9 protein-coding genes are annotated in these 12906 nt (G+C 37.0%); 3 read left to right on the top strand and 6 right to left on the bottom strand.

Going from position 1 to position 12906, the window contains the following annotated elements; genetic code table 11:
• Positions 1-204: 204 nt before the first annotated feature.
• From JEM65_RS06040 to JEM65_RS06030, 3 genes are all read right to left on the bottom strand, one after another.
• On the bottom strand, positions 205-1692 hold the full coding sequence (locus JEM65_RS06040; RefSeq protein WP_199598035.1) for a SusD/RagB family nutrient-binding outer membrane lipoprotein: 1488 nt from the start codon (positions 1690-1692) through the stop codon (positions 205-207).
• An 11-nt stretch (positions 1693-1703) separates the two neighbouring features.
• Complete coding sequence (locus JEM65_RS06035; RefSeq protein WP_233530543.1) at positions 1704-4895, bottom strand: SusC/RagA family TonB-linked outer membrane protein; 3192 nt, start codon at positions 4893-4895, stop codon at positions 1704-1706.
• A 135-nt stretch (positions 4896-5030) separates the two neighbouring features.
• Positions 5031-6137, bottom strand: a complete 1107-nt coding sequence (locus tag JEM65_RS06030; RefSeq protein ID WP_199598034.1) for an acyltransferase family protein — start codon at positions 6135-6137, stop codon at positions 5031-5033.
• 155 nt (positions 6138-6292) lie between these two features.
• On the opposite strand from JEM65_RS06030, the gene JEM65_RS06025 reads away from it, so the two are divergent.
• From JEM65_RS06025 to hemG, 3 genes are all read left to right on the top strand, one after another.
• Positions 6293-7042 carry a DeoR/GlpR family DNA-binding transcription regulator gene (locus tag JEM65_RS06025; RefSeq protein ID WP_199598033.1) on the top strand — a complete coding sequence of 250 codons (750 nt, stop codon included), beginning with the start codon at positions 6293-6295 and terminating at the stop codon, positions 7040-7042.
• A gap of 292 nt (positions 7043-7334) precedes the next feature.
• Positions 7335-8138: an SDR family oxidoreductase gene (locus JEM65_RS06020; RefSeq protein WP_199598032.1), complete on the top strand. Its 804-nt coding sequence runs from the start codon at positions 7335-7337 to the stop codon at positions 8136-8138.
• A 536-nt stretch (positions 8139-8674) separates the two neighbouring features.
• On the top strand, positions 8675-9193 hold the full coding sequence (gene hemG / locus JEM65_RS06015; RefSeq protein ID WP_233530542.1) for a menaquinone-dependent protoporphyrinogen IX dehydrogenase: 519 nt from the start codon (positions 8675-8677) through the stop codon (positions 9191-9193).
• Positions 9194-9537: 344 nt separating this feature from the next.
• Here hemG and JEM65_RS06010 read toward each other — a convergent pair whose 3' ends face one another.
• From JEM65_RS06010 to JEM65_RS06000, 3 genes are all read right to left on the bottom strand, one after another.
• On the bottom strand, positions 9538-10488 hold the full coding sequence (locus JEM65_RS06010; protein WP_199598031.1) for a DUF5777 family beta-barrel protein: 951 nt from the start codon (positions 10486-10488) through the stop codon (positions 9538-9540).
• A gap of 49 nt (positions 10489-10537) precedes the next feature.
• Positions 10538-10918: a hypothetical protein gene (locus JEM65_RS06005; RefSeq protein WP_199598030.1), complete on the bottom strand. Its 381-nt coding sequence runs from the start codon at positions 10916-10918 to the stop codon at positions 10538-10540.
• Positions 10919-11002: 84 nt separating this feature from the next.
• Positions 11003-12247 carry an ethylbenzene dehydrogenase-related protein gene (locus tag JEM65_RS06000; RefSeq protein WP_199598029.1) on the bottom strand — a complete coding sequence of 415 codons (1245 nt, stop codon included), beginning with the start codon at positions 12245-12247 and terminating at the stop codon, positions 11003-11005.
• Positions 12248-12906 lie beyond the last annotated feature (659 nt).

Raw genomic sequence — 12906 nt, 5'->3', positions numbered from 1 at the left:
GTGAAAACGGGAATCTAAATACAGAATTTTGGTTTTTGACCTTTTTCGGGTCAAAATGAAACCAACGAAATACCTCTATGGCTCTGCCTCGAGGATAGTTGGTTTCAAAAAATTCTTTATTTTTAAAAAAAAGGTGAGAGTTTTAAATGTTGTGAACTTCCAATTCCCTCACCTCTGCTATCAAATTAAACTAACTACTTCATTTTAATTTTTATCCCACCACATTCTTGTCAAAAGTCCATCGCCACCTTGTTGCTCAATTGCTGCAGCAAGCATCTCTGGGTTGTTTAATTTCTCAGAACCTGGATAAGGCAAGCGTCTTGGAATTTTACCGTCTGTAAGCAGTTCTGCAACATTTGCAGGCACCAAAACAGGATATCCGGAGCGTTTCCAATTTGAAAAGCTTTCCAAACCATTTCCAAAAGTGGCTACCCAATATTGCTCATTGATCATTTTTAAGGCTTCAGCTGGTTTAAATGGATTTGCGGCCAAATACGCATCGATTTGACTGGTCGTAATTTCGGCGCCATCTCCATAAAGAGACAAGTATTGCATGGCCGCAGTTACGCCTGCGTTATAATGTGCTTCTACAGCTCCGCCGGCTAATCCCCAACGCTCCGCAGCTTCAGCCAACATAAACTCAACTTCAGCATAGGTTTGAAAAAATAACGGTGCATCATACACAATGTTTCCAGAACCACCGAATATGTTAATGTTTGGTTTTGAGTTGGCGCTACCTCGCGATTCATTATTGATGTCCTGACCTGATTGTAACGCAAAGTCGGTATTGCCATCTACCGTTGAGAATAATACTGAAACTCTCGGGTCATTTCTATCTTTCATATAATCCATCAGCGTTTTGGAAATTTTTACTTGCGTGGATGCTCTGGAGGTGAAACTTTTGGTCAGCGGGTTTACGTTAGGTCCACCATCACTAGCAGAATTCTCATATTTAGTAAATGCAATATCTGCGTTGCTAGTCATGACCCCACCTGCAATAGCCTTAGCTGCCCAAGTTTTAGCGCTTGCGTCATCTACTTTTACCATTCGCATAGCCAACCGTAGCATTAGCGAATTGGCAAATTTTTGCCATTTTTCAGTATCTCCAGAAAATAACAAGTCGGCTGATCCGTAAGAACTAGGTGTTCCTGTACTTAAGGTTGCTGCAGAACTTTCTAAGGTCTCCAACATACCCATGTAAATGTCACTTTGCTTGTCATATTTAGGAAAACGAATGCCTTCTATAAAACCTTTTCCAGCTTCACTGTAAGGAATATCTCCGTAAGCATCTGTAAGTCTGCTAAAGATAAGTACTTTTTGCACTCTTGCGATGGCCAAATCAGTTTCAGCCGTTGGACTTGTACTCGCTTTTAATTGTTCCTCTAAGTCTACAACATTCTTTACAGTATTAGAAAATTGCTCTTCAAATAACTGATGGGTATTTCCTTCTTTATATAAAAAAGAAGCATACGACGTATTGTTAAGATGCTGAATATTTTGCATCATATGGATCACGTTATAAAACAAAGTTGCCACATAACTACTGCCACCCGTATACAATTGGATGAATGTTAACTTTGTTGCTGGATCAAGTTGCGTTGGTTTTGTAGGATTTACGTTGAGCTCCTCAAAGCCTTCATCACATGATCCAAACATCACAACTATTGCTAGTAAAATAAGTATTTTTTTCATTTGTATATTTTTTAAAATTTCATATTTACAGAAAACCCATAGTTTTTGGTTGAGGGGATTCCAAATCTTTCAATACCTTGAGAATTCAAGTTGTTTAGTGAAGCTTCTGGATCCACATTGTCAATATCCTTTTTGATAAAAAACAGGTTTCTACCAATTACAGAAATTCTTAAATCATTAATAAAAATGTCTTTTAAGATCTTAGTAGGAAGACTATATGATAAGCTTAACTCACGGAATTTGATAAAATCCGTACTGTACACAACCTCTTCAGAAATACCTCTACTCTCTTCCAATATGACGCCATAATACGTTCTTAAGTTTTCTGGCGCTACCGTCATCGTAAATGGATTGCCAGTGGCGTTGTCAATACCTGACACTTCCAGACCATTTTCGCGGCCTTCCAAGGTCTTTTTATGCAAACCTCTAAACATCAATTCTCTATTGGTACCGGAATGTACACTACCACCATATTTAGCATCAATTAAAAATCCTAAAGTCACATTTTTATACTTCAATGAGTTATAGAATCCGATAGTATATGGCGCAACCCCTTGACCTAAAATTTTATTTTCACCTTGGATTGGTTTTGGGATACTGCCCGTAATATCGTACATGATATTTCCAGAAGCATCTCGTTTATAAGAAGAGCCATAAATGACGCCGTAATTCTCTCCAACGATATGAGAAATAATGGCTGTTCTAGAGCGTGTTTGGCTACCATCAACATTTATTGGTGTATTTTCATCATCAGTTTGAAGGATTTCACTGTCATTATAACCCAGGTTGATAGACGTGTTCCAAGAAAAATCTTCTGTTTTGATAGGTGATCCTCCAATTAACAATTCAATACCTTTATTTTCTAAGGCACCGATATTCAATATAGATGATGTAAACCCTGAAGACTGTGAAGCTGCTGCTCTTACGATATCATTAGAGGTTTTATTGCGATAAAAAGCCACATCCAAGTTCATTCGGTTTTCAAAAAATCGACCCTCTAAACCAAACTCAATTTCGTCCTTTTGAAAAGGAATTAAATTAGGGTTAGGAATAGAGTTTCCGTTCAATTGTCCGAAAGATTGGCCTTGAAAACTGCCCGTAACTGCATAGTCTAAATTTAAGGCATAGGCATTTTGAGCGCCACCAGCTACCTGTGCATAACTTGTTCTTAATTTTAAATAATCAATAGATTCTGGTAAGTTGAATGCTTCGCTAAGTAGTAAACTACCACTTAAAGACCAGTAAAAATCATTGTTTGGTGTTGTTTTACCAGGATAAGAAAGTGTGGAAAACCAATCATTCCTGCCGGTAAATGTCACATAAAGGAATTTACTATAATCCACCTCAAAAGATCCATAAAGTGAATTTGTCTTCGTTTTGAAGTAATCGTTTTTTGGTTCTGGCAACGTGGTATTGTTCAAGTCTTCCAAACCAATCACAATAAATCCGCGACCAATAGCGCTCAACTGTTCAAAAGAAGAGGAACGGGAATTGGCTCCAATAATGGAATTGGTACCAATTTTACTTGTGATGTTTTTTGTAATGCCCAACATCACATCAGCATCCACTGAGGTGTAGGTAGATTTTGCCTGCGTCAACTCACCGCCTGGGCGGTAAGTTGTACCGTAAGGTGTTACCGCTCTTCTGGCAAAATCATACGTGTCAATACCTGCACGACCTGTAGCATATAACCAATCTGTAATGTCATAGCGTAGGGTTGTAGACGCGGTCAGTCTATTTTTCTTATCGTCATTATTAAAATTATTGACTGCCCAATATGGGTTTGAGATAAAATTACTCGGTTGAAATCTAAGCTCAGTACCTTGCTCGTTTGAACCTGGTCTTAGATCATTAATATCCAAACTACTTGGCAGCACATAGGCTACGGTATTTGCATTACCTGGTGTATCCCCAATGTTGATACGGTTGTGAACCTTTTCAATAACGTATTTCGCATTAACGGTAGACGTCAATTTTGGATTGATCTTAGCTGATGCATTTAGCGATAGCGATTTTCTGTTTAAAGTTGAATTTGGAAAAATATCGCTGTTATCTAAATTAGACATAGAAAAACGATAGCTGTAATCCTCTCCGCCTTTTGATAACGCCAGGGTATTAATAGCCGTTGTTCCAGTTTGATAAAATTTATCTAAATTATTACCTGTGTAAGCGTACGGTCTTTTTATCCCATCCCAATTGTACACCATTGAACCGTCCATAATAGCGCCCCATGATTGCAAAGTGCTCACAAAAGAATCATCAATGGCCATTTCCATATCTGCGATCTCTCTCGGATTATTGTTGTCATCATATTCAAACCCAGGCTTCAACCTGTTGTTACCTTGCCCATACGTAGTTTGAAGGTCTTGAAGATCAGTATTTACGCGATCAAATGTATATGATGAAGAGTATTCAATACCTAAACTTTGTTTTCCTTTTCCAGATTTGGTTGTAATCATTATAACCCCGTTAGAAGCTAATGACCCATACAATGCAGCTGCAGAACTTCCTTTTAACACGGATATAGTTTCAATATCATCAGGATTAAGTGACGAAATATCGTCACCCCCATCACCAGTACCATCATTTGTAGGACCCACTACAGAACTTTTTGTGTTGTTAATCACCGGTATTCCATCTACCACATACAGTGGTTGGTTGTTTCCGGTTAATGAACTCGCTCCACGAATCACAATCCTACTAGAACCGGAAGCTCCTGAACTGGTCGTGGAAACGTTGACACCCGCTACTCTACCTTGTAATGAATTTACGGCACTTGTAGTTTTAACTTGGGAGATATCTTCTCCGTCTACCGTGGTTAACGAATATCCCAAAGCTTTGGCCTCACGTTTAATCCCTAAAGCCGTGACTACAACTTCATCCAAACTTGTGGCATCCTCTACCATTGTGGCATTCAATATCTGATTGTTACTACCAATAGATAAAGTGACTGTTTTATACCCTACAAAGCTAAATACAAGTTTTTTTCCTTGTAATGCACTAGCACTGTTTATGGTATACTTTCCATCAAAATCTGTCACACTCCCATTTGATGTTCCCTCTACTACCACATTTACACCCATTAAAGGCATCCCGCTACTTACTTCCGTGACCACACCAGAGACTGATGAGGACTGAGCAAAAGACATTTGCCCAACACACAGTAATAGCATGGTAATTACTTGACAACAATAATTTTTCATACAGTTAATATTTAGTTAATTTTGACTAAATGTAGTAAAAAATCAAAGATACTTGCATCTTTTTTGCAGAATAATGCGCTTTTAATCGCAAAATCTCGAATTTATAATGAAAATTAAATGCTGATAACAACGTATTTATATTTTAATGAAGATTTTGTTTCTGTATAAGATGTAACAAATCAACCAAAAAACAATGATGTGGCTAACGGCGAACACTAATGACCCATTCAGATTACCAAACACAGGTGAGAATATATGTGCATATAAATACTTATACAAAGAAACAGACTCCGTATCACTAACCGGAATTTTAATGAGGTAGCTGATGGTTTTGGCATAAAGACCTGAAAACACAAAAATAAAGAGCGGATTGGAACCAAAATGCACAAATGGTTTGGACCAGAAACTGTATTTTTTATAGTCAATTATAAAAATTAAGGCCGCCAAAACCAGCGTTGCCAAACCCGCTGTATACAGTACATAAGAACTTGTCCAGAGCGGTTTATTGATAGGAAATACAAAGCCCCATACTGCTCCAATTACCGTCATAAGCGCGCCATACATTAGAAGTTTTTTCATTTTTAGGATTATAGACGCGGTACTGTTCATGACATCTCCAATAAGATAGCCAATGATAACCGTGCCAACGGCCGGAATGGAAGACAGCACGCCTTCTGGATCAAACGGAATACCAAAACCTTTATAGATATGTTGTTCCCCAAATAGAAATAAGTCAAATTGTCTAACGATGTTTCCTTCTAAAGAATACGGATTTGCGCTGGCCCCAAAATATAACAAGGCCCAATACCCCAACAAAAGAAGCGCTAAAATGAAAAGCAATTTTTCTTTCTTAAAATTCACGCAGAGCAAAGCTCCCACCCCATAGGCTAAGGCGATACGCTGTAAAACGCCCATAATCCGAACACTTTCAAAATTAAAATAAGGGTATAAATTCAATAATAAACCAATGCTAAAAATGATGAGCGTTCTCTTAAGAATCTTGTACGTTACAGCTTTAGAAGCTACCGCATTATATTTTTTAAAGGAAAAATATAGTGAAAGGCCAACGATGAATAAGAAAAATGGAAACACCAAATCTGTAGGCGTACAACCGTGCCAAGCAGCATGTCTTAATGGGGCGTAAATAAAACTCCAACTTCCGGGGGTATTTACTAAAATCATAACAGAGATGGTAATCCCTCTTAAGACATCCAACGACATTAACCTATTAGAAGTACCCATAATTTCTTACTTTTAGCGAAATTTTATATTAACATTTTCAAATGTATACTATTTAATGATAAAATGCATAATTGAAAGATCAATCTTGCAATATTTTGCATACATTTAATAAAATTATCGCATTGAGTTTAGCCTGAGTCTGAAAGTAAAAAAATATGAAGAAAAAAGAGCGCCAACAGAAAATAGTTGATGAAGTCAGTATCAACAGAAAAGTCAGTTCCAATTATTTGTCTGAAAAACTAAATGTGTCTGAAGATACGATCAGGCGCGATATAAAAGAATTGCACGACCAAGGATTATTGGCCAAAGTACACGGCGGCGCGATTTCTACCGTACAAAAGCTGTACCATTACAATGAAGACGTTATTTATAATAGGGAGAGCAAAGTTAGGATTGCTTTAAAAGCCATCAAATTGCTTGAAGATGGTATGGTCATCATTATGAGTGGCGGTACTACCAACTTAATTTTGGCCAAATTGTTGCCCAAAAATCTCAGGGCCACGGTTTACACCTACAGTCTGCCTATAGCTATGCAGCTGACCGAGCATCCTTTAATTGAAACCATTTTTATTGGCGGTAAAATTCAAAGAAACTCCATGGTGACCACAGGTATTGATGTAATTCAATATTTATCCAACGTCAGAGCCAATATCTGCTTTATTGGGGTTAGTGCGCTGAGCATGGAACAGGGCGTCACCGATGAAGGTTATGAAGTTGCCATGATTAAAAAAGCAATGATCAATGCGGCCCAAAAGACGGTGTTTTTAGTAACGCCCAATAAATTTAATGCCATACTGAATTACGACGTGTGCAATTTAAACGACATTGGAACGGTAGTTACTGATTTAGATTCTGAAGATATCCTATTTAAAAGTTATAAAAAAGCGGGATTAAAAATAATGTAGACATTTTATGATGTTCTACAGATGGAATTCTGAACATCAGTTGACGGCATCCCATAAGTTCTTATAAAATCAACAGAAATCTTCTGGAACCAAGCCGTCTGAAACTCTTTCACACCAGAGGCTTCTCAAATTATTAATTCACTTCGTTATAATTGCCTATAAAATCGTAAAAAAGGTGTAGAACGTATAAGATTACTACTATCTTTAGAGTATTGACATCTCAAGCGATAGCATATCTTAAGAGTATCTAAAAAGAAAATCTTAAGTTCAGGTCAACATATAAATTCAACACATGCAATTAAACAATAAAACAGTATTAATCACCGGGGGTGCCTCCGGAATTGGTAAAATTATGGGACGCTTAATGTTAGAGCGCCATGCAAAAGTGATCATTTGGGATATCAATCAGGTAAGTATAGACGCCACTATTGCTGAGTTTTCCAATCTTGGACCAATTTCAGGTTATCAGGTTGATGTTTCCGATGTGCAACAAATCAAGGAGACTGCCATAAGCGTTAAACAAGATTTCCCAAGCGTTGACGTGATCATCAATAATGCAGGAATTGTTGTTGGCGAGTATTTCCATGACCATTCTACTGCAGAGATCATCAAAACGATGGAGATCAATGCCAACGCCCCCATGTTAATTACAGCGGAATTCCTAAAGGATATGCTGCAAATAAATTCAGGTCATATTTGTAATATTGCCTCTTCAGGCGGACTTATCTCAAATCCTAAAATGTCAGTGTACGCCGCAAGCAAATGGTCGCTAATAGGTTGGTCAGACAGTTTACGATTGGAAATGCGGAAATTAAAAAAGAACGTGAATGTCACCACAATCATGCCCTATTATATCAACACCGGAATGTTTGACGGCGTGCAATCAAAAATTCCAATTTTAGATCCGGAAGTTGCTTCGCTAACCATTGTGAAAGCCATTGAACGAAATAAGAAAATGGTGACGATTCCGGGATACATCTATAGAGTCACTCGCTTTGGGCAAGCAGTCATGTCTATCAATGTATTCGACTGGTTCACGGGGAGTGTGCTAGGAATTTACAGCACGATGGAACATTTTACGGGAAGGAAAAAGTAAGCTTTATAAAAATTAAATGATTGTCTCCAACACGCAGTATATTCAAAAATTAAATAACACTTCAAGATTTGAATCCTCAACAAACCGCATAATCCCATTATCTTGAGAGAGATCTAACCCTCAATTTGAAGTATGAAATAATTAAAATTGAGCACATGGGCAACACTTCTGTTATAGTAATAAAAACCAATCACATATAGATCTGGATATCATAACTAAGAATGATGCCTTAAATCATTACTTTGGTGGTATCGATGCTTTCTGCACCCCATATATGAGGATGAATGAAAAGTTAAAAAATGAACAACCTCGACNNCAATTTTTAATGCATTGCTTCGCAACTTTTAAAAATTGAGTTTTACTAATTAAACGATCCTATCAAAACGATTTATTACCAGAAAACAAAACGCCTTTTGAGGTAATTCCGCAAGTAATTACTAGTATATTTGACCTTTGACATATTAATAATCTCTATTTTTATTGGATGCAAGACACAGTACTTAAATGACTAACTCAAAAAATTAATTCTGCAAACATTGACTTTAATCATATATTCATCAGTAGATGGTCAAACCTTTAAAATATGCAACAGACTCAGGGACCATTTGATCGTTAAGAACCAAGAAGTAGAACTTTTTTCAATTGAGGATTTCAATAAGGATGTAACCGATTTTCAAAAGGTTATTATAGGGTCAAGCATTAGATATGGGGTGCATAACAAAAAAATAATAGATTTTATAAATAGCCATAAAACAGAACTTAATTCCGTAAAGTCAGCTTTTTTTTCTGTGAACCTTGTAGCGAGAAATTCTGAAAAAAACTCACCGGAAACCAATCCCTATGTTATAAAGTTTTTCAAAACTATAGATTGGACACCAACAATTGTGGAAGTATTTGCTGGTAAATTAGACTATAAAAAATATAAGTTTTTTGATAAAACCATGATCCGATTTATCATGTGGATGACTAAAGGACCTACAAATCTGAATACCGAAATTGAATACACCAACTGGGACAAAGTAAATGCATTTTACGAACGGATTGACACTATGTAAAAATTGATCCGGAACTTATTTTGTTTTACATCGCTTTATGCACACTATAACTTTTAAGCTGCAAACGAATTGCAAACGCTATTAAAAAGCAGGTTATTTCCCATATCTCTAAATAAAACCATTTTATTGAGCATGAGCTGGTAAAAAAGAGGGGCTTAATTAGCCTAAAGCTCCTCTAGACTAGTGTAAAGCATCTCATTTTATTCATTGCATTGGTTGCTATTCTATCCGTAATGACTGTCATTGATAAGAGACCCAGACCATAAAATCCAGGAACGCCAAAGCCCACATCAGGCAATTGTGCCAAGGATGCGGGCCTTAGTTACCATCCAAAAATTAAACTTTTATTTATTTTTTCGTTTAAAGAGCATTTCTTTCATGTTCTCTGTTTCAAAGTCCCATAGACGGGTAATATTGAATCCTATAAGGAAAGCGCCATCTGCAAAGTTATTGTTATTCATTACACTATTATACTGTGGCACTAACCATTTGTAATTACCAACAAACACTTGAAAAGCATGCATTACTGTTGCAACTTCCAACCCGATAGCAATATTTGGATTGGGATTATTTCTCACGTGCTTGGTAATCGGTTGGTCATAAGAGCCAATAAAGGCGAAGGCATCTGATATTTTGTAACGCCACATGAGGCCGGCTGCCAGATGGTCGTTCTTCATCTCGCCATCAATCTCCAAATCTTGTGTAACGTATCCGTTCACTGAATTAAAGTGGGAGAGGCTTATAGAACCTTGCACGGAGAAATCCCTTGTGACTTTACGAGCCACCATTAGCTGATGAAAATAGCTTAAGCGGTCTGTGTTTTCAACAAAGTACTCTTCTTCACGCGTATCAATAGCCATGTTTACCAAGTAGCTCACGCTCACGGGAGATTTTTTCTTACCGTTCTCTGTAAGGATTGCGTATTTGGCATTGACATCCCACAGTAAGCGGTCTTTAGAGAATCCAGCTCCCACTTGAAGGTTGTCTATAGGTACATAACTAAGACCAATACGAATATTGGAAGGGGCATATAATCCCCATAAGTCCTTATATCCATTTTTAACGACACCAAAGCGGTGTTGAATATCCATTTGCGCTGTGTTCTTCAGGGGGACAATAACAGTCTGATTGTCTATAAGCCAGTTGCTTTCAAAAGTGTTTCCCACACGTTGTAGCCCTCTGTGATCTTCTTCTTCTTCAATCTCCTGCGCAATTGCTAATACTGGAATCTGCAACATAGCAAATAGAAGGAGAACAGCTGAAAATTTAGGAATTAATCTATAATTTCTGTTCATAATGATGTTCTTTAGTTGATTGGAGTTTACTCCTATTTATATTTAAAAATTAGTTATCAAGAGCTCCTTGGTCGATCCAGGCTTTAACTAAATTAATTTTAGAATTGGGCCATTGGGAACCCGGAGGCATTAATGATACACCATCAATTCCTAAAAGGGATTTATACAAAATACTACCCTCTGCATCCTTGGGGACCACATATCCATCTAAAAGTTTTTTATAGGATACATCAGCCCTTAAATCTGGGGCTATATCCCCGCTATGGCATCCCACGCACTGTCCCCACAAGGGACTAATATCATTTTGATAGGAAACGACATCTGGTACGTTACCGCCATCAGTAATATCTTCATATACCGTATCATAATAACAAGAGGTAAAAAACAAACCCAAGCTTATCATCATTAAATATTGAAATAGTTTTTTCATGTTTTCGTTATTTGAATTAAGACATAACCCTTTCTTTATGTAAAGTGCAGATAAAGACACTGCACTTTACATTCTAAAAGATTATTATTCGATTTTCATGGTTAAGAAATTTGTTTGACCATGGGCAATGGCAGCATTATTAAAAATTGCCAATCCAAAAGGTAGGGTTTCTCCAATCTTAAATTCAGCATCTTTAGGATCGCCCGTAGACAGTAATCTTCTAATTTCTATTTGCCATCCCGTACCAGTATGTTTTGCTTTCACTTGTACTTCAGATCTACCATCATTTCCTTGTCCACCTGGGTTAATTATAACACTTGGTATTCTTTTGTTGCCAAATCCTTGAGAATATGCAGGATCTCCATTAGGATCAATTGTTCCGCCTTCATGGGTTATGGTACCATCTAATGCAATTGCAGTCACTGCTTTTGCTGTTCCGGCATCAATTTCAGATTGTGCAATCCAATAGTAGTTTTCTCTATTGGGTATTACATATTTTGGTCCTTTCATTCCTGTTGCAGTATCTTCAAATGTTTGATTATTTGCATAAGGAGAGATCCCATCATCATTTTTTCTTCCGTTAGCAGAGGCCATACCAAAATCATCTTCCCATTGTACGAAACCATCATCAACAGCTTCAGCTAATGCATGTCTGTCACGCTTCCAATGCCAGAAATCGGCCAATTCCCCAGCATTTTTCATGTAGTGTCTAGTCACTTTTTCTCCTGGTTTTGGATCTGCTAAACCTCCATGGCAAGTAACGGTACACGTACCGGCCTCAAAACCTTCCGGATAACTGCCATTAGCTTTAATTGGGAACATAAAACCAAATTTATCCTCATAAAATTTATCATTTTTATGATTGGCGTATTTGTTTTCTTGTTGCCACTTACTTGTATCACGGTTAAAGAACCAAGATTCTCTTTCTTTACTATCAGTATCATCTTCCCATTCAAATAATAGGTATAAATATTGACCATCATGACCACCTCTTAGAGAGTAGTTGTAAGCTTCACCTGTATAGGGATTCATTAAATCTGTAGGTTCTAATGATAAGTCGCCTCCACTAGATGGATTTAAAGTGATCTCCCTGTCCCCAGCGGGCGTAACAGTAGCCTTATTTATCAAAGGCCTGGCCTCACCCCAAACTTCATCTACATCTCCATCAAAATTTGGTGCGGTCGAGAATTTTTTAACCAGCAAAATATCTGAACTTTGATTTACTCCCGGAAGTACCGGCTTGTAGGTAGACGTGTCGTCATGTGTACAACTCATAAATGCTATTGAAGATAGCAAAACTGCTGCAATTCCTGTTTTTATTGATTTCATAGCTAAATTAATTAGTTAAAAGTTTAAGGTGTTTTAATACACTATAAAATTGCTACATAAAAACGCTTTAGAGTATGACATAAGTCATATTCAGGATGCATATTATAATTTATAATCAAGATAAATAAGTGATTTACTGAATTCAACCGCTTAATATTGAGAAATTAATAATATTCTGGCTAAATATTGTCATATTCATAATGAATTAATCACTTTATTTGGGTAATATTTAATACGAGGGAAGACGATTTTTGTCTAATAATATTTTTTTATTAGGAGGGACAACGTCCTGAAGAATTATTTTTCGAAAGCAACTATCTGAAAATGGGTTTTGGAGTGAATGAATAAAGGGATCCGAAAAAAGTGATTATTTCTTAACAAGCTAATTGTTGCATTCATTACAGTATAGCTACCTATTACTCTAATTCATTAGTCTTCGGTTATACTATTATAGTTTAATAAGCCCTGTCTTAATAAGGGATTTCGCAAGTATCTTTAAATGAAAACTACCTTTTTAGAAAAAATGTTTTGGAGAAAGGGCAGACATTTTGCCTATATATTCCGACTAATTAGCAGCCAGCTACACTCAAGTCTTTGTTTCCTTCCTGTAGGTTGGTTCTAACGGCGCAGCGCTTGCCTGCCGTTCTTTAGGCAGCTTT

The sequence above is a fragment of the Gelidibacter salicanalis genome, assembly GCF_016469035.1.
GTDB classification, from domain to species: domain Bacteria; phylum Bacteroidota; class Bacteroidia; order Flavobacteriales; family Flavobacteriaceae; genus Gelidibacter; species Gelidibacter salicanalis_A.
Note: the sequence above shows the minus strand (reverse complement) of the source record. Positions and strands in the feature narration are given on the sequence as shown.

Excerpts from the sequence above, each read along its gene's own strand:
- JEM65_RS06040 (WP_199598035.1), bottom strand. The coding sequence starts at position 1,692 with ATGAAAAAAATACTTATTTTACTAGCAATAGTTGTGATGTTTGGATCA.
- JEM65_RS06035 (WP_233530543.1), bottom strand. The coding sequence starts at position 4,895 with ATGAAAAATTATTGTTGTCAAGTAATTACCATGCTATTACTGTGTGTT.
- JEM65_RS06030 (WP_199598034.1), bottom strand. The coding sequence starts at position 6,137 with ATGGGTACTTCTAATAGGTTAATGTCGTTGGATGTCTTAAGAGGGATT.
- JEM65_RS06025 (WP_199598033.1), top strand. The coding sequence starts at position 6,293 with ATGAAGAAAAAAGAGCGCCAACAGAAAATAGTTGATGAAGTCAGTATC.
- JEM65_RS06020 (WP_199598032.1), top strand. The coding sequence starts at position 7,335 with ATGCAATTAAACAATAAAACAGTATTAATCACCGGGGGTGCCTCCGGA.
- JEM65_RS06010 (WP_199598031.1), bottom strand. The coding sequence starts at position 10,488 with ATGAACAGAAATTATAGATTAATTCCTAAATTTTCAGCTGTTCTCCTT.
- JEM65_RS06005 (WP_199598030.1), bottom strand. The coding sequence starts at position 10,918 with ATGAAAAAACTATTTCAATATTTAATGATGATAAGCTTGGGTTTGTTT.
- JEM65_RS06000 (WP_199598029.1), bottom strand. The coding sequence starts at position 12,247 with ATGAAATCAATAAAAACAGGAATTGCAGCAGTTTTGCTATCTTCAATA.